The sequence below is a fragment of the Streptomyces sp. NPDC058092 genome (assembly GCF_042884935.1).
In the GTDB taxonomy this organism is placed as follows: domain Bacteria; phylum Actinomycetota; class Actinomycetes; order Streptomycetales; family Streptomycetaceae; genus Streptomyces.
Genome location: NZ_JBHVSY010000002.1, coordinates 268330 through 285903, shown reverse-complemented (window position 1 = coordinate 285903; position 17574 = coordinate 268330). Strand labels below are relative to the sequence as shown.

General features: G+C 68.5%; 14 protein-coding genes and 1 tRNA gene. 8 read left to right on the top strand and 7 right to left on the bottom strand.

Translation table 11 applies throughout. The features are described 5' to 3' along the window. The first annotated feature begins 13 nt into the window (after positions 1-13). Complete coding sequence (locus tag ACFVV1_RS05020) at positions 14-1249, top strand: acyl-CoA dehydrogenase family protein (RefSeq protein ID WP_389984574.1); 1236 nt, start codon at positions 14-16, stop codon at positions 1247-1249. Between the two features lie 92 nt (positions 1250-1341). Here ACFVV1_RS05020 and ACFVV1_RS05015 read toward each other — a convergent pair whose 3' ends face one another. The 4 genes from ACFVV1_RS05015 to ACFVV1_RS05000 all read right to left on the bottom strand — a co-directional run bounded on the left by ACFVV1_RS05015 (position 1342) and on the right by ACFVV1_RS05000 (position 5552). After that, entirely contained in the window at positions 1342-1686 is a 345-nt protein-coding gene (locus ACFVV1_RS05015) for a rhodanese-like domain-containing protein (protein ID WP_389984571.1), read from the bottom strand. A gap of 46 nt (positions 1687-1732) precedes the next feature. Next, entirely contained in the window at positions 1733-2728 is a 996-nt protein-coding gene (locus tag ACFVV1_RS05010) for a hypothetical protein (protein WP_389984568.1), read from the bottom strand. 58 nt (positions 2729-2786) lie between these two features. Next, complete coding sequence (locus ACFVV1_RS05005) at positions 2787-4247, bottom strand: DUF2252 domain-containing protein (RefSeq protein WP_389984566.1); 1461 nt, start codon at positions 4245-4247, stop codon at positions 2787-2789. A gap of 162 nt (positions 4248-4409) precedes the next feature. Continuing rightward, on the bottom strand, positions 4410-5552 hold the full coding sequence (locus ACFVV1_RS05000) for a hypothetical protein (RefSeq protein ID WP_389984563.1): 1143 nt from the start codon (positions 5550-5552) through the stop codon (positions 4410-4412). Positions 5553-5642: 90 nt separating this feature from the next. On the opposite strand from ACFVV1_RS05000, the gene ACFVV1_RS04995 reads away from it, so the two are divergent. Then, entirely contained in the window at positions 5643-6107 is a 465-nt protein-coding gene (locus ACFVV1_RS04995) for a MarR family winged helix-turn-helix transcriptional regulator (protein WP_389984560.1), read from the top strand. A gap of 200 nt (positions 6108-6307) precedes the next feature. On the opposite strand, the gene ACFVV1_RS04990 is transcribed toward ACFVV1_RS04995, so the two are convergent. The 3 genes from ACFVV1_RS04990 to ACFVV1_RS04980 form a co-directional block, all read right to left on the bottom strand. Then, positions 6308-6967: a response regulator gene (locus ACFVV1_RS04990; RefSeq protein WP_389984557.1), complete on the bottom strand. Its 660-nt coding sequence runs from the start codon at positions 6965-6967 to the stop codon at positions 6308-6310. A gap of 27 nt (positions 6968-6994) precedes the next feature. Further along, positions 6995-8716 (bottom strand): sensor histidine kinase, encoded by a 1722-nt coding sequence (locus ACFVV1_RS04985; protein WP_389984554.1) that lies wholly within the window; start codon positions 8714-8716, stop codon positions 6995-6997. A 276-nt stretch (positions 8717-8992) separates the two neighbouring features. Next, positions 8993-9075 (bottom strand) — tRNA-Leu (locus ACFVV1_RS04980). A 317-nt stretch (positions 9076-9392) separates the two neighbouring features. On the opposite strand from ACFVV1_RS04980, the gene ACFVV1_RS04975 reads away from it, so the two are divergent. The 6 genes from ACFVV1_RS04975 to pknB all read left to right on the top strand — a co-directional run bounded on the left by ACFVV1_RS04975 (position 9393) and on the right by pknB (position 17448). Further along, on the top strand, positions 9393-10265 hold the full coding sequence (locus ACFVV1_RS04975; RefSeq protein WP_389984551.1) for an FhaA domain-containing protein: 873 nt from the start codon (positions 9393-9395) through the stop codon (positions 10263-10265). A gap of 10 nt (positions 10266-10275) precedes the next feature. Beyond that, a complete protein-coding gene (locus ACFVV1_RS04970) occupies positions 10276-10791 on the top strand; it encodes an FHA domain-containing protein (protein ID WP_093895021.1) in 516 nt (171 codons plus the stop codon). 129 nt (positions 10792-10920) lie between these two features. Beyond that, positions 10921-12417 carry a Stp1/IreP family PP2C-type Ser/Thr phosphatase gene (locus ACFVV1_RS04965; protein WP_389984547.1) on the top strand — a complete coding sequence of 499 codons (1497 nt, stop codon included), beginning with the start codon at positions 10921-10923 and terminating at the stop codon, positions 12415-12417. Between the two features lie 23 nt (positions 12418-12440). Then, complete coding sequence (locus tag ACFVV1_RS04960) at positions 12441-13850, top strand: FtsW/RodA/SpoVE family cell cycle protein (protein WP_389984544.1); 1410 nt, start codon at positions 12441-12443, stop codon at positions 13848-13850. Continuing rightward, the gene (locus ACFVV1_RS04955; protein ID WP_389984541.1) at positions 13847-15304 is read left to right on the top strand and encodes a peptidoglycan D,D-transpeptidase FtsI family protein; all 1458 of its coding nucleotides are present in this window, start codon (positions 13847-13849) and stop codon (positions 15302-15304) included. Before ACFVV1_RS04960 ends, ACFVV1_RS04955 begins: the two co-directional genes overlap by 4 nt. Positions 15305-15471: 167 nt before the next feature. Then, a complete protein-coding gene (gene pknB / locus ACFVV1_RS04950) occupies positions 15472-17448 on the top strand; it encodes a Stk1 family PASTA domain-containing Ser/Thr kinase (RefSeq protein ID WP_389984538.1) in 1977 nt (658 codons plus the stop codon). Positions 17449-17574 lie beyond the last annotated feature (126 nt).

The following is a 17574-nucleotide window of genomic DNA, read 5'->3' as shown; positions in this document are numbered from 1 at the left end:
GGAGGCCAGGGCAGTGGACTTCACCTTCACCGAGGAACAGCAGGCAGCCACCGAGGCGGCGAGAGCAGTCTTCTCGGGCGTAGCGCCCGACGGGGTTCCCAGCCCCGCTCTCGTGCCGGGCGCGGTGGCCGAGGACATCGACCGGCCCCTGTGGGCCGGGCTCGCCGCAGGCGACCTGCTGGGCCTGACGCTGTCGCCGGAGCACGGCGGGGCGGGGCTCGATCTCGTCACGCTCTGCCTGGTGCTGCGCGAGTCCGCCAAGGTGCTTGCGCGGGTGCCACTGCTGGAGACGTGCGCGGTCGCGATGGCGCTCCAGCGCTACGGCGACCCGGGGCTGGCGGCCGAGTTGCTTCCCCTCGTCGGCCGCGGCGAGCTGGTCCTCACCGTCGGGGCCAACGGCCGCTCCGGCCACGACCCGGCCGAGCTCGCCGTCACTGTGCACCGCGAAGCCCCCGCGGGGAGCGACCGGCCCTGTGAGGTATCCGGCAAAGGGCCTGACAAGCTTCCCGACGAAGTTCTTGGCGATGCGACCGACAGTGCCCATAGTGGCGCTGCGGGCTGGGTGCTCGACGGAGTGCAGTCAGGGGTGCCCTGGGCGCAGGCTGCGGACTGGATCGCGATTCCCGCCCACACAGGGGAGGGCCGGGCCGTTCTCGCCCTGATCCGGCCCGCCCACGAAGGCGTCACCCTGGCCGAGCAGGTCTCCACCAGCGGTGAGCTGTTCGCCGAGGTCCGGCTGGATGCGGTAAGGATCGACAGCCGTGCGTTGATCGACACCGCCGAGGCCTGGGAGTGGCTGCGCGCCCTGCTCACCACCGGGACGTGCGCGCTCGCGCTCGGCCTGGGCGAGGCCGTGCTCGCCATGACGAGCGAATACACCGGCAAACGCGAGCAGTTCGGCTTTCCGGTCGCGACCTTTCAGTCCGTCGCCGTGCAGGCCGCGGACCGTTACATCGACCTGCGGGCCATGGAAGTGACGCTCTGGCAAGCGGCCTGGCGGATCTCCACCGGGGCCGACAGTGCGCTGCCCCTCGAGGGCGACATCGCCGTGGCGAAGATCTGGGCGTCGGACGGTGTCCGCCGGGTCGTGCAGACCGCACAGCATCTGCACGGCGGCTTCGGCGCGGACACCGACTACCCGCTGCACCGCTTCCACGCCTGGGCGAAGCAGATCGAGCTCTCCCTCGGCCCGGCTGCGGCGCACGAGGAGGCACTGGGTGACCTCCTGGCCGCACACCTCCTCGGCTGACCCCCGACCCGACCCTCAACCGACGCCGCCGAGCCGCCGAGCAGCGCGCGGCCCGGCGGCCCCAGCGACCGGGCAACCGAGCTGCCCCCGGCTCAGAGCACGAAAGCCGGGGTGCCGTTGTCGGTGACCATCGGACGCCCGGCACCGTCCCAGGCAAGCATCCCGCCGTCGATGTTCACCGCGTCGATGCCCTGCTGCACCAGGTACTGCGTGACCTGGGCGGACCGGCCACCGACCCGGCACATCACATGCACGCGCCGCCCACCCTCAGCCGCCTCGGTCAGCTCACCGAAGCGACCCACGAAGTCACTCATCGGAATGTGCACGGCGCCTTCGACATGCCCGGCCGCCCATTCGTCGTCCTCGCGGACATCCAGCACAAAGCCGTCCGACGGAACCGCCGCGACATCCACCGAGGGCAGCGGGGCGAAATTCATGGGTCATGCCTTCTCTCGTACGTACGCTCCAGAGTCACCAGGAACGCTACTGCACCAGCCCCGTCAGCTCCGCCTCACGCTGAGCGACCTCGCCCAGCAGCTGATCGGCGATCTCGTCGAGCAGCCGGTCCGGATCGTCGGGCGCCATCCGCAGCATGGCCCCGATCGCGCTCTCCTCAAGCTCCTGAGCGAGCACCGTCAGGAGTTCCTTGCGCTGGGTCAGCCAGTTCAGCCGGGCGTAGAGCTCCTCGCTCTCGCTGAGCTCCGTCTCCGGCGCCACCGGCCCCGCGGCCCACTCCTGCGCCAGCTCGATCAGCAGTGCCTCGTCACCACGCCCGTAAGCGGCGTTGACGCGGGTGATGAACTCGTCCCGGCGTGCCCGCTCCGTCTCGTCCTGCGCCAGGTCCGGGTGGGCCTTGCGCGCCAGCTCGCGGTAGAGCTTGCGCGCCTCTTCGGTCGGCCGGACCCGCTTGGGCGGCCGAACCGGCTGTTCCGTCAGCATCGCTGCCGCCTCGGGGGACAGCCCGTCGGAGTCGATCCAGTCGTGGAACAGCTCGTCGACACCCGGCATCGGCATCACGAGCGCCCGGGCCTCCTGAGCCTTGCGGAGGTCTTCGGGATCACCGGTCCTGGCAGCCCGGGCCTCCGCGATCTGCGCATCGAGCTCATCGAGGCGGGCGTACATCGGCCCGAGTTTCTGGTGGTGCAGCCGGGAGAAGTTCTCGACCTCGACCCGGAAGGTCTCCACCGCGATCTCGAACTCGATCAACGCCTGCTCCGCCGCCCGTACGGCCTTGGCGAGCCGAGCCTCGGGCCGAGCCCCCTCCGCATGCCCGCCGACGGCCCCGCCGGTCCCATCAGCAGCACCGGCACCCTCACCGGCACCGGCTGACCGGCCGTCCGGCGCATCCGGCGCATCCGGCGCATCCGGCGCATCCGGCGCATCCGGCGCATCCGGCGCATGCTGATCGTGCTGCCGGTCGTTGTCCTGCCGGTCATCGTCGTTCCGGGTGGTCGGCACCCCGGCGGCTTCGTGGGTCACCCGTCCAGCGTATGGCCACCTCCCACGCCCCGATGACGCGCGGTCGGCCCAATGCCCCTCACACACCCAGTTCGGCGGCTATTCGCCCCGACCCGATGGCCCGTACCAGCTCCGCGTGGTCCGCCTCCGTACGGTCCGCGTACGTCACCGCGAACGCCGTCACCGCCTCGTCCAGCTCTTCGTTCTTGCCGCAGTAACCCGCGATCAGCCGCGGATCGGCGCTGTGCGCATGGGCCCGCGCCAGCAGCGCCCCGGTCATCCGGCCGTAGTCGTCGACCTGGTCGGCTGCCAGGGCCGCCGGGTCCACGCTGCCCTTGCGGTTGCGGAACTGCCGCACCTGGAAGGGACGCCCCTCCACGGTGGCCCACCCCAGCAGGATGTCGCTGACGACCTGCATCCGCTTCTGCCCGAGCACCACCCGGCGCCCCTCGTGCGCCACCTCCGGCACATCGAACCCGGCAGCCGGCAGATACGGCGCCAGTACGGAGGGCCGCGCCTCCTTCACCTGCAGCACCAAGGGCTCGCCGCGGTGATCGAGCAGGAGCACCACGTACGACCGGGTGCCGACGCTCCCCGTGCCGACCACCCGGAACGCCACGTCGTGGATCGCGTACCTGGCGAGGAGCGGCACCCGGTCCTCCGAGATCGTGCCCAGATAGTCGCCGAGTCCCGCCGCCACCGCCGCGGCCGCCTCGTCCGGCACCCGCCGCAGCACCGGCGGCGCGTCGATGAAGCGGCGTCCGCCCTCCCCGGAATCCTTGGTGGATTTGGCCGCGAAACGGGCGCTGGTGTTGTTACGGGCCTTTTCCGAGACCCGCTCCAGGGTGCCGAGCAGATCCCGCGCATCGGCGTGCGAGACCAATTCCTCGTCCGCGATGGCATTCCAGGCATCCAGTGCGGGCATCTTGGCCAGCAGCCGCATCGTCCGCCGGTAGGCGCCCACCGTGTCGTAGGCACCCTGGCGGCAGGTGTCCTCGTCCGCCCCGGCCTCCCGACCGGCGAGCACCAGCGAGGTGGCGAGGCGCTTGAGGTCCCATTCCCAGGGGCCGAACACGGTCTCGTCGAAATCGTTCAGATCGATGACCAGGCTGCCGCGCGCATCGCCGTACAGCCCGAAATTGGCCGCGTGCGCATCGCCGCAGAGCTGAGCGCCCGTCCCGCTGACGGGCGTGCCCACCAGGTCATGGGCCATCAGCCCGGCCGAGCCCCGCAGAAAGGCGAACGGCGTGGCCGCCATCCGACCCACCCGGATCGGGGTGAGCCCGGGCACCCGGCCGCGGCTCGACTCCTCGACCGCCTGCACGGCATCGGGCCGCCCGGCCGGAAGGTCCAGAGAGGAGTGAGAGGCCCTGGACACCCTCTCCCGCAAGGCCTTGCCCACATTCCTGGGCGACTGTGGCGCGCTCCTGCCCGCCACGGCCGCCCCATCCGCCCTGCGAGCGAATCCGGGCACGACCGGAATGCGCGAATTCCCTTGCACAGCCCGCTGAACCGGCACTGTCGCTTCGATTTCGCCCATGGCGCGCGGCCTCCCCCACCCTCGCCCTGCGCTCCTGGCCCGACGCCCTGTCGCAGATCAATTGCGACGAAGGTACCGCCGTCCGCCGAAAGCCGTCTGCGCCTGTGGAAAACTCACGTTCCGGCCTGTGGACAACACCCCGTGGGCAACGCTCTGTCCTGATCAGACGCCGACGGCCTCTTCCAGCTCCTCTTCCAGCTCTTCCTCGTGGTCCACCTCGGTCCGGGCTTCGGCCCTGACGTGCCGCCCCCGTCCCTGTACAGCCCCGGCCTCGACCGTTCCCTCGGCCGCCCCTGCCGGAGCGGTCTCCACCGCGGTCCTCCGCCGCCTCGCCTCGGCCAGCCCTGCCGCACCCATCACTGCCAGACCCACCACGAACCAGAGCGCGAGCACCAGCACATTCCGGCCGAGCGCATGTCCGCCGAAGTACACATGACTGCGTACACCCTCGACGAACCCCGCACCGTTCCAGAAGGAGTGCAGCGCACCGAAGAAGCCGGGCTGCAGCTCCGGCCGGAAGATGCCGCCGGAGCTGGTGAAGTTGAGCATCACGAAGAGCACCATCACGCCGAGCGTCGTCCATCGCTTGAGGAAGGTGTGCAGCCCGACGCCGATCAGCAGAATGCCCGCCGAGTAGAGCCAGGCCATCGCCCAGAGACCGCCGAGCCCGTGGTCCACGAGACCGAACAGCGGACCGGCGAAGACCGCTCCGATCAGGCTCACCACCAGAGACGCGGCAACCGTCAGTGCGGCCCTGATCCGCAGCGAAAGCACCGCGCCCGCGCCGCCGATCACCGCGACCGAGGCGTAGGAACCGATGCTCACCGCGACCAGCAGGAAGAAGATGCCCTGGCCGGTCGGATCGCCGTCCGCGGTCGGTGCCGTGTCCGTCACCTTCAGCGGGTGACCGTGCTCGGCGGCGACCTTGGTGAAGACCTTCTCGACCACCGTGGCGCTGGTGTCGGACGCCGCGCCGGCCACCAGCAGCTCGGGGTGCTTCCCCGGCAGGTAGGCACCGTAACTCGCCTGTGTCTTCAGGTGATTCACCGCCGCTGCGCGATCGGGGACCGTGTGCACACTCAGCGCCCCGTCGCCCTTGTCCTGCAGTGTCTGCGCAAGCACCTGCGCGCTCGGCCCCGACCCGACCACGTCCACCCTCAGGTCGTGCGGCTCAGGGGCGTGAAACGCCCCGAGGTAGGCGAGCCCCATGCCGATGCACATCAGCAGCGGCGTGACGAGATGACTCAGCACATGACGCAGAGCGGCTGCGGTGGAGCCGGCAGCGGCACTCGGGCCTGAGGACATTCGGGACACTCCAATAGTTGGCTTTTACAACTCACAACCCGTTGTACTATACAACTGAATCCCGAGGAAGACGAGACGGAAGGCGAACCAGTGCCAGGCGACCCCGGAGAACGCGAAGAATCGCTGAATGTCATCCAGCGCGAACTGACCGCCTTCGCGCGTCGCGCGCGGGCCGCGGCAGCCCGCCTCCATCCGGAGCTGCCCCTGGTCTCATACACGCTGCTGGCGCACATCGACGACCAGCACGGCTGCCGCGCAACGGATCTTGCCGCGCACTACATGCTGGACAAATCGACGGTCAGCCGGCAGATCGGCACTCTGGAAAAGCTGGGCCTGGTCGAGCGCCACCCGGACCCGGACGACCATCGCATCCAGGTGCTGCACCCCACCGAGGCCGGAACCCGGGCGCTCGCCTCGACGCAGGCCAGCCGCCACGCCGCATACCAGCAGCGTCTCGCCGACTGGACAGCGGACGACCTCGCCAAATTCGCGGAGTACCTACTGCGCTACAACTCGGCAGGCGACACGGTCGCGACCACCCCGAAGATCCCCTGACCTGCACCCCACGGTCCCCTCCGACCTGCAAAAACAGCCGCCGGACCGCCACAACCAGACAACGCCCCCCGGGGATCGAGCATCCCGCCGGCCCCGACCCTCCCTTCTCGTCCACCCGAGAACATCCACAATCGGGTGTTTCACGTGAAACACAGCCCAACCATCCCGACCTCCCTCGCACCCCGCACGCCGTGGTTGTTCTACTGGCCCGCATCCCTCGCCAACAACGCAGCCTGTACCCGGTTCTCGCATCCCAGCTTCGCCAGGATCCGGCTCACATACGTCTTCACCGTCGCTTCGCTCATGTGCAACCGCCTGCCCGCGTCCGCATTGGAGAGCCCCTCCCCTAGCAGCGCCAGCACCTCACGTTCCCGCCCGCTGAGCGCCGCCACCCGCTGTCGCGCCTCCTCGCCCCGCACCGCCGTCCGGCCCAGGGTCAGCTGATCCACCACATGCCGGGTGGCACCGGGTGAGAGATAGGCATCGCCGGCCGCCGCTGCCCGCACCGCCTGGATCAGTTCGGCCGGAGCCGTGTCCTTGAGCAGGAAACCGGCACCCCCCTGCTCCAGTGTCCGCAGCACGTTCTCCCGCTCGCCGAACGTCGTGAGCACAATCACACGTACCGCCGGAGCCGCCGTGCGCAGCTCCGCCAACGCCGTGAGCCCGTCCATCACCGGCATCTGAATGTCGAGCAGCACCACATCGGCGGCATGGGCACGGACCAGCTCTACGGCCTCCCGCCCGTTCGCAGCCTCCGCGACGACCTCGATGGAAGGGTCCGAGGTGAGGATCATCCGTATCCCGGCCCGGATGAGAGGCTCGTCGTCAGCGATGACAACCCTGATCAGCTGACCCGTCACTCGTACCCCCGCGCTCGTCCTGGGCGCTCATCTGCTGGCGACCTCGTAGGACTTCTTCTCGATCAGCTTGCCGTCCCGGAAGCAGAACCGGAAGACCGGCTCGGTGTCGAAGCTGTCGCCCACCTCGGAGGACATCAGGACCAGACACGTCGCCCCGGCCGGCTTCTCGGGTCCCTCACCGTCCAGTCCGGTCGTCATGAATGTATCCCCGGCAGGCAGTTCCTCCCGTACCTTGTCCTCCGCCGTGCCGATCTTGATCGACCGGTAATGACTCGGATCGATCATCGCCTTGTCCGCCTCCGCTGCCAAGAAGTACAGGCCGAAGCCGCAGGCCAGCACCAACAGCACCAGGGCTCCGGCTCCTATCCCGCAGCCCAGCGCGACCCCGCTGCCCGTATTTCTTCTGCTGCCGCTCATCGCCAACTCCCGTTCGGAAACCGTCCCGTCCATGACCGGACCACCGTTCCCCCGCGGGGCCATCCGGGACTGCTGCCGGAAGTCGTCCTCCGCATCAACCATCGGCGCGCCCGCCGCACCGCCGGGCATGCCCTCGGCTCCGTAGGGAAGCACCCCGGCCACCCGGAAGCCGCCGTCCTGGGTCCGGCCGGCGTGCACCATGCCACCGACCAGCCGGGCCCGCTCATGCAGACCGGGCAGCCCCTGCCCGCCGCTGACCACCTCACCCGCAGACTGCGCATGCCGCTGTGGACCATTGACGATCTCGACGACGAAGGAATCCGGCTCGTAGCGCAGCTCGACCGTGATCGCCGCACCCGGCGCATGCTTGTACGCGTTGGTCAGGGCTTCCTGGGCGACGCGGTACGCCGCATGGTCCGAGGCCGCGGCGAGCGCCCGGATCCTTCCTGTACGGCGAAGCTCCACGGCGCTTCCGGCAGCCCGCGCCGCCACCGTCAGCTCCTCGATGCCTGCGGTCCCCCGCGCCGCCGGCTGTCCGCCCTCGCCGCCCTGCGCCGGTCCCTCGACACCGTCCCGGAGGATGCCGACGACCTCGCGCAGCTCATGCATCGCGTGGACCGAGGCGTCTCGCAGCACCCCGACCACTTCCCGCTGCCGTGCTGTCAGGTCCCGGTCGACCTCCAGCGCTCCCGTATGGACAGCGATGAGCGCCAGTCGGTGACCGAGGCTGTCGTGCATGTCCTGGGCGATCCGCTGGCGTTCCACGAGCCGCGCCTGTCCCACGATCATGGCCCGCTCCCTGATGAGCTGCGCATTGCGCTCCTGCAGGGCGTGCAACAGGGTCCGGCGCTGCGTCCAGTACCGGCTGGCGAGGCCGGGCACGAGTGTCGTCGCCAGGAAGTAGAGGGTGGTGAACAGCACCTGGGTCAGCGGCCGCATGACCGACCAGTTCACCGCGACGGTCAGCCCCACATAGAACGCGTACGAGGCGGTGAAGGCCCCCAGAGTCCGCGCCGCCCCGGCGATCCGGCGCCCGGAACTCCACGCCACCACCATCAGCAGCAGCGCGAATCCGCCGGACAGCCCGGCCAGGGCGGCCGTCACCACCAACACGGTCACCGGTATCCGGCGCCTCATCAAGGACAGCACCACGACGGCTGCCGACACCGTCCACAGCCGCAGTTCTCCGCTGCGCAGCAGTTCTTCCGTCCCGGCTGCGAGCAGCCCGAGCACCACGGCCAGCACGGCCTCTCCGGCCGTCCTGCGCCGGGACCACAGCTCCGGCGCCGCACACCACTGCCATCCGGCCCGGAGGTTCGATATCACGTACACGCCCCGCACCCTAGGCAGCCCCGCACACCCGCGACGCCTCACTTTCGTCGCGCCCGCTCACGACGAAAGTCGCCACACTCCGGTCGCCGCCCATCGGCCACAGAGATAGCGAGCACGCGGCACGCGACAGACATAACAGGCACGCCGAGCACCGGTGGGCACCGGTGGGCACCGGTGGGCACCGGTGGGCACCGGTGGGCACCGGTGGGCACCGGTGGGCACCGGTGGGAACGAAGAAGCCCCACAGACCGTTTGGCCTGTGGGGCTTCTCTCTTGTGCGCGAGGGGGGATTTGAACCCCCACGTCCCTAAGGACACTGGCACCTGAAGCCAGCGCGTCTGCCGTTCCGCCACTCGCGCAAGAGTGGTGTTTCCAGACTCTCTCTCACCGTTTGGTGCGAGCGCCTGGCGACATCCGGAAGATTAGCACGCTGGACAGGGTGGATTCACATCCGTTGTTTCACCGAAAGCCTGGCGGGAAGCGGGAACGCCCAGCGGCTGCCCCCACTCCTCCTCAGTGCGCCACACGTGCGGGACACTGTGAGGGGGCCGCCTCTACGATCCGTGTGAGAGGTGACACTCATCCACAGGGCAGACAAGGGGAACCAGCCGATTTCCCGACGCGTGGATACGATCAGTAAGCAGTACAGGGACGACTACAACGGAGGAGGTGCCCCATGGGAGTCATGAAGCGTTTCGAGCAGCGTCTCGAAGGTCTGGTCAATGGCACCTTCGCCAAGGTCTTCAAGTCCGAGGTCCAGCCGGTCGAGATCGCAGGAGCCCTCCAGCGCGAGTGCGACAACAACGCAACGATCTGGAACCGTGAGCGGACCGTCGTCCCCAACGACTTCATCGTCGAGCTCAGCACCCCCGACTACGAGCGACTCAGCCCGTACTCCGGACAGTTGGGCGACGAACTCTCCGGCCTGGTCCGCGACTACGCCAAGCAGCAGCGGTACACCTTCATGGGCCCCATCAAGGTCCATCTGGAGAAGGCCGACGACCTCGACACCGGGCTCTACCGGGTGCGCAGCCGCACCCTGGCGTCGAGTTCGTCACAGCAGCAGGATCCCCAGGGCCGGCCAGAACAGCACGGCCAGCCCCCCCACCCGGGCCCGGGACGTCCCGCGCAGCCCACCGGCGGCTACGGCTATCCGCCCAGCTCCGCCCCGCCCATGCCCGCGGCGCCGCCGCCGGGCGCAGGCAGGCCCGGAGCGCCCAGTACCGACCGGCAGCCGCCGGCCGGACCCAGCCCCCTGCCGAACGCGCAGGTGCGGCGCTGGATCGAGATCAACGGCACCCGCCATCAGATCTCCCGCCCGACGCTGGTGCTGGGACGCAGCACCGACGCCGACGTGCGGATCGACGACCCCGGCGTATCGCGTCGGCACTGTGAGATCCGGACCGGAACGCCCTCGACGATCCAGGATCTCGGGTCCACCAACGGCATCGTGGTGGACGGGCAGCACACAACCCGCGCTACGCTCCGCGACGGCTCGCGGATCGTCGTGGGCAGCACCACCATCGTTTACCGGCAAGCCGAAGGGTGAAGCGGGGGCAATGTCAGAGCTGACCCTGACGGTCATGCGGCTAGGATTCCTGGCTGTTCTGTGGCTGTTCGTAATCGTGGCCGTCCAGGTCATCCGCAGCGACCTGTTCGGAACGCGCGTCACGCAGCGCGGCTCACGCCGCACCGCGACCGACGCACGACCGCCGCAGGCACGCCAGAATGCCGCGGCACCGCCGCAGCAACGCCAGCAGCCCGGCCGGCAGCGCCGGGGGGCACCCACAAAGCTGGTCGTCTCCGAGGGCACCCTCACCGGCACCACGGTGGCGCTCCAGGGGCAGACCATCACGCTGGGCCGGGCCCACGACTCAACGATCGTGCTGGACGACGACTACGCGTCCAGCAGGCATGCCAGGATCTACCCCGACCGTGACGGCCAGTGGATCGTCGAGGATCTCGGGTCCACCAACGGCACGTATCTCGACCGGACCCGACTCACCACCCCGACGCCTGTTCCGCTGGGCGCGCCGATCCGGATCGGCAAGACCGTCATCGAGCTGCGGAAGTAGTACGACAATGAGCGAGCGGAGCGAGCGAGCCGCGACGGCCCGGGCAACGGACCCGGCCCGGCTCCCGACCGGAGGGTGGGCAGTGTGGCTCGAGACCGGCTGTACCCCGAGCCGACGGGCGAGGTGCGCATGAGTCTTTCCCTGCGCTTCGCCGCCGGATCGCACAAGGGCATGATCCGGGAGGGCAACGAGGACTCCGGCTACGCCGGTCCGCGCCTTCTCGCCATCGCCGACGGCATGGGCGGCCAGGCAGCCGGCGAGGTCGCCAGCTCCGAGGTGATCTCCACGCTCGTCCAGCTCGACGACGACGTCCCGGGCTCGGACATCCTCACTTCGCTCGGTACGGCGGTCCAGCGGGCCAACGACCAGCTGCGCATGATGGTCGAGGAGGACCCCCAGCTGGAGGGCATGGGCACCACGCTCACCGCCCTGCTCTGGACCGGCCAGCGCCTCGGCCTCGTCCACGTCGGCGACTCCCGCGCGTACCTGCTGCGCGACGGCGTACTCACCCAGATCACCCAGGACCACACCTGGGTGCAGCGGCTGGTCGACGAGGGCCGGATCACCGAGGAAGAGGCCACCACCCACCCGCAGCGCGCTCTTTTGATGCGTGCGCTGGGCAGTGGAGACCAAGTCGAACCCGATCTCTCCATCCGTGAGGTCCGGGCCGGCGACCGCTATCTGATCTGTTCCGACGGGCTCTCCGGAGTCGTCTCCCACCAGACGATGGAAGAGACCCTCGCCAGTTACCAGGGCCCTCAGGAGACGATCCAGGAGCTGATCCAGCTCGCCCTGCGCGGCGGCGGCCCGGACAACATCACCTGCATCGTCGCCGACGTCCTCGACGTCGACAGCAACGACACCCTGGCCGGACAGCTCAACGACACCCCGGTCATCGTCGGCGCGGTCGCCGAGAACCAGGCCGCCCAGCAGAACGACGGCGGCGCCATGCAGACCCCCGCCGGACGAGCGGCCGGTCTCGGCCGCCCCGTCCCGCCGCCCGCGGGCGGCTTCGGCCCGCCCGGCAGCGGCGACGACATCGGCTACGACGGAATGCCGGACGGCTCCTTCGACGCGTACACCGACGACGACTTCGTCAAGCCCCGCGGCGGCCGCAGGTGGCTCAAGCGGTCCTTCTACATCGTGCTCGCGCTCGCCGTCATCGGCGGCGGTCTCTACGGCGGCTACCGCTGGACCCAGAACCAGTTCTATGTCGGCGCGAAGAACGAACACGTCGCACTGTTCCGCGGCATCAGCCAGGACCTGGCGTGGATCTCGCTCTCGAAGGTCGAGAAGGACCACCCCGAGATCGAACTCAAGTACCTCCCGCCCTACCAGCGCAAGCAGGTCGAGGCGACCATCGCCGAGGGCAACCTCACCGCCGCACGCAAGAAGATCGGCGAACTCTCCGTCCAGGCATCCGCCTGCAAGAAGGACGCCCAGCGACGCGCGGCCGCGAAGGCCAGCTCCGACGAGGGCCAAGCCAGTGGCACGGACTCCGGCGCCGCCAAGACGTCCGGCACCTCCGACGCCACCAAGACCAAGCCGACCGCAGCGACTCCCACTCCTGGTCCCAGCCTCTCGGAGGAAGAGAAAAAGCTGGTCCCGCAGTGCGGTAAGCAGTAAAGCCGTAGGGGGCCTTCAGCACCATGAGCGTTGTCACCAACACGACCACGATCGGCGCGATCGACGCACCGAGCCGTCGCAACACCGAACTGATGATGATGGTCTTCGCCGTCGCCATCTCGGTGTTCGCCTACGCCAACGTCGGACTCGCCATGGACGGCAGTCTCCCGTCCGGCATGTTCGGATACGGAGGGGGACTCATCCTGCTCGGTGGCGTCGCCCACCTCGTGGTGCGCAAGTTCGCGCCGTACGCGGACCCGCTGCTGCTCCCGCTCGCCACCCTGCTCAACGGCCTGGGGCTGGTGCTGATCTGGCGGCTGGACCAGTCGGAACGGCTGATCCGGCGTGCGGAGACCTACTACGGGGCATACAGCCCCGATGCCCCCAAGCAGCTGCTGTACTCGGCGATCGGCGTCGCATTCTTCGTAGCCGTGCTGATGATCCTCAAGGACCACCGCATCCTCCAGCGCTACACCTACATCTCGATGGCCGCGGCACTGATCCTGCTGATCCTGCCGATGTTCTTCCCCGCGGTGAACGGCGCGAAGATCTGGATCAGCCTCGGTCCGTTCTCCATCCAGCCGGGAGAGTTCGCCAAGATCCTCATCGCGGTGTTCTTCTCGGGCTACCTCATGGTGAAGCGAGATGCGCTGGCGCTGGCCAGTCGCCGTTTCATGGGGATGTACCTGCCACGCGGACGTGACCTCGGACCGATCATCACCATCTGGGCCCTGTCGATCCTGATTCTGGTCTTCGAGACCGACCTCGGCACCTCGCTTCTGTTCTTCGGTCTTTTCGTCGTGATGCTGTACGTCGCCACTGAGCGGACCAGCTGGATCGTCTTCGGTCTGCTGATGTCGGCGGCCGGCGCGGTGGGTGTCGCGTCCTTCGAACATCACGTCCAGGAGCGGGTGAACGCCTGGCTCGACCCGTTCTCCAAGGCGACGATCGCGCAGAGCGACCAGATCGCGCAGTCCCTCATGTCCTTCGGTTCCGGCGGCACGCTCGGCACCGGACTGGGCCAGGGCCACTCGGACCTGATCCTGTTCGCTGCCAACGCCGACTTCATCCTCTCCACCGTCGGCGAGGAGCTGGGTCTGGCCGGAATGATGGCCGTCCTGCTGGTCTACGGCCTGATCATCGAGCGAGGCGTCCGCACGGCGCTGGCCGCCCGTGACCCCTTCGGCAAGCTGCTCGCCATCGGGCTGTCGGGAGCCTTCGCAATCCAGGTCTTCGTGGTCGCCGGCGGCGTCATGGGGCTCATCCCGCTCAGCGGTATGACCATGCCGTTCCTTGCGTACGGTGGTTCGTCCGTGCTGGCCAACTGGGCACTGATCGCCATTCTTATCCGGATCAGCGACACCGCACGCCGCCCCGCCCCGGCCCCTGCCCCGTCCTCCGACGCCGAGATGACCCAGGTGGTCCGACCGTGAACAAGCCTCTTCGCCGGATCGCGATCTTCTGCGGCGTCCTCATCCTCGCCCTGCTCGTACGGACCAACTACCTCCAGTACGTCCGTGCCGACGAGCTGAACAGCCGCGAAGAGAACCGCCGCGTCCGCATCGAGCGTTACGCACACGAGCGCGGCAACATCATCGTCGACGGCAACCCGATCACAGGTTCCGTGGCGACCAAGGACGTCGACTTCAAGTACAAGCGGGTCTGGAAGAACGGCCCCATGTGGGCCCCCGTCACCGGTTACTCCTCACAGGCCTTCGGCGCGACACAGCTCGAAAACCTTGAGGACGGCATCCTCACCGGCAACGACGACCGGCTCTTCTTCGACCGGACACTGTCCATGTTCACCGGTGAGAAGAAGCAGGGCGGCAACGTCGTCACCACCCTCAATGCCGCCGCCCAGAAGGCTGCCTTCAAGGGGCTCGGCGACAAGAAGGGCGCCGTAGCCGCGATCGACCCGCAGACCGGTGCCATCCTGGCCCTCGTCAGCACCCCTTCGTACGACCCCTCTGTCTTCGCCGGCAATTTCGACAAGGACACAAAGGCACGGAAGAAGCTGCTGGACGACAAGGAAAAGCCGATGCTCAACCGGGCATTGCGCGAGACCTACCCCCCGGGCTCGACCTTCAAGGTCGTCACCGCCGCGGCCGCGCTGGAGAACGGGCTGTACACCAGCATCGACGAGCCCACCAAGTCGCCGCTGCCCTGGCGACTCCCGCTGACCACCGGCAACCTGGACAACGAGGGCAACATCCCGTGTAAGAACGCCTCGCTCCGGGAAGCGCTGCGGATGTCCTGCAACACCGTCTTCGGCAAGATCAGCGATGACCTCGGCAACCAGAAGATGATCGACGAGGCCAACAAGTTCGGCTTCAACAAGGACATCTTCACCCCGGTCCGCGCCGACGCCAGCGTCTACCCCAAGGACAACCGCCCGCAGAACGCCATGGCCGGCATCGGCCAGGCGTCCAACCGCGCCACGCCGCTGCAGATGGCGATGGTCGCCGCCGCGGTCGCCAACGACGGCAAGCTGATGCAGCCGTACATGGTCGCCGAGCGCCAGGCCTCCAGTCTGGATCCGATCTACACCCACGAGAAGGAGCAGCTCAGCCAGCCCCTTTCGGGTGAGAACGCCCAGAAGCTCCAGCAGATGATGCAGACCGTCGTCGAGAGCGGCACGGGGCAGCGGGCCAAGATCCCCAATGTCACCGTCGGCGGCAAGACCGGTACGGCCCAGCACGGTCTCAACAACAGCGAGAAGCCGTACGCCTGGTTCATCTCGTACGCCAAGACCGACAGCGGCTCCCCGGTTGCCGTCGCCGTGGTCGTCGAGGACGGCCAGGCCAACCGTGACGACATCTCCGGTGGTGGTCTGGCCGCCCCGATCGCGCAGGCTGTAATGAAGGCGGTCATCGACAGCAGGAGGTGATGCCCATCACATCGGGTGCCATATCTGCACATTGGGATACCGGTCAGATATCAGGTCCGGATTCCGGGCCGATCAGGTAGTACACGGCCGGTAGCGTATGCGCGAGCAGCACACCGCCGGACCACACACCGGTGCGGTCGGGACTGACGGAGAGGGCTGGAACAGTTATGGAAGAGCCGCGTCGCCTCGGCGGCCGGTACGAGCTGGGCTCGGTGCTCGGCCGTGGTGGCATGGCCGAGGTCTACCTCGCACACGACACCCGGCTCGGCCGCACCGTAGCTGTGAAGACGCTGCGGGCCGATCTGGCCCGCGACCCGTCCTTCCAGGCCCGGTTCCGCCGTGAGGCCCAGTCCGCCGCCTCGCTCAACCACCCGGCGATCGTCGCGGTCTACGACACCGGTGAGGATTACGTCGACGGGGTCTCCATCCCGTACATCGTCATGGAGTACGTCGACGGGTCGACGCTCAGGGAACTTCTGCACTCCGGCCGCAAGCTGCTGCCCGAGCGCACCCTTGAGATGACCGTCGGCATCCTCCAGGCACTGGAGTACTCGCACCGCGCGGGCATCGTCCACCGCGACATCAAGCCGGCGAACGTCATGCTGACGCGCACCGGCCAGGTCAAGGTCATGGACTTCGGCATCGCCCGCGCCATGGGCGACTCCGGCATGACGATGACCCAGACCTCGGCCGTCATCGGCACCGCCCAGTACCTCTCCCCGGAGCAGGCCAAGGGCGAGCAGGTCGACGCGCGCTCCGACCTGTACTCGACCGGCTGCCTGCTCTACGAGCTGCTGACGGTCCGGCCGCCGTTCATCGGGGACTCGCCCGTCGCGGTCGCCTACCAGCACGTACGGGAAGAGCCGCAGCCGCCGAGCAACTTCGACCCCGAGATCACGCCCGAGATGGACGCGATCGTGTTGAAGGCCCTGACCAAGGACCCCGACTACCGTTACCAGTCGGCCGACGAGATGCGCGCCGACATCGAGGCCTGCCTCGACGGCCGGCCGGTCGCCGCCACCGCGGCGATGGGCACGCCCGGTTACGGCGGCTACGACGGATACGGCAACGACCAGCCGACCACCGCACTGCGTGCCGCGGACCAGAACGGCGCGCCCACGTCCATGCTGCCCCCGGTCAACCCGGACGACGGCGGGTACGGCTACGACGACCGACCGGACCGCAGACGCCAGAAGAAGAAGAACACATCGACGATCCTGCTGATCGTCGCGGGCGTCGTGGTGCTGATCGGCGCGATCCTGCTCGGCCAGGAGGTGTTCCGCAACAAGGCCGCCAGCGACCAGGTCAATGCGCCGAACATGGTCGGCTTGACCGTGAACGAAGCACAGGACCTTGCGAGAAACGCCCACGTCGTCCTCAAGGTCGGCTCGCGCGAACCCTGCGAGGACCAGCCCAAGGGCAAGATCTGCAGCCAGACCCCGGCCGTCGACGTCAAGATGACGGAGAAGGAGACCGTCACGGTCGTCGTCTCCACCGGCGCGCCGAAGGTCGAGGTTCCGAGCGTCGTGGAGAAGACAAAGGAGACCGCCCGCAAGGAACTTGAGGAGAAGGGCTTTACGGTGAACGTCACCACCGTCGAGTCCGGCATGACGCCGGATACGGTCGTCACCCAGGCCCCCGAGGGCGGCACGAAGGCCGAGAAGAACTCCGAGGTCACGATCACGGTTGCCAAGCAGGCCGCCCTGGAGCTCCCTTCCGTGACCGGTAGGACGTACACGGATGCGGAGGACCAGCTCAAGCGCATCGGGTTCACCAACATCGTGCGTACCGACATCGACTCGCCCGAGGCGGCGGGCGTAGTGGTCGAGCAGGCCCCAGGTCCCGGCAAGCAGGCCAAGGATGTCCAAATCGTCCTGAAGGTCTCCAAGGGTCCGCCGCAGCCGGAGCAGACCACGGTTCCCGACCTGCAGGGCAAGACCCTGGCGGAAGCGAAGAACCTGCTTGCCGAGGCGAGTCTGCAGCTCGGACAGGTGCAGGGCCCGAAGGACGACAACGCGAGGGTTGTCACCTTCCAGCCCAACGCCAACCAGCCGGTTGACAAGAACAGCGCGGTCAACGTCTGGACCATGCAGGGCGGCGGAGACGGCAACATCTTCGGCGGCCCGTCCGGCTCACGCCGCTGACCCCGAACCGCACCGCCCATCGGGCCCCGGCACCGCAACGGTGACCGGGGCCCTTTGCTGTGCCCGTGCCACGATGCCTCCGGCCCGGCATACCGCACATGCAGCCGTAAACCGATCGTGTCTTCA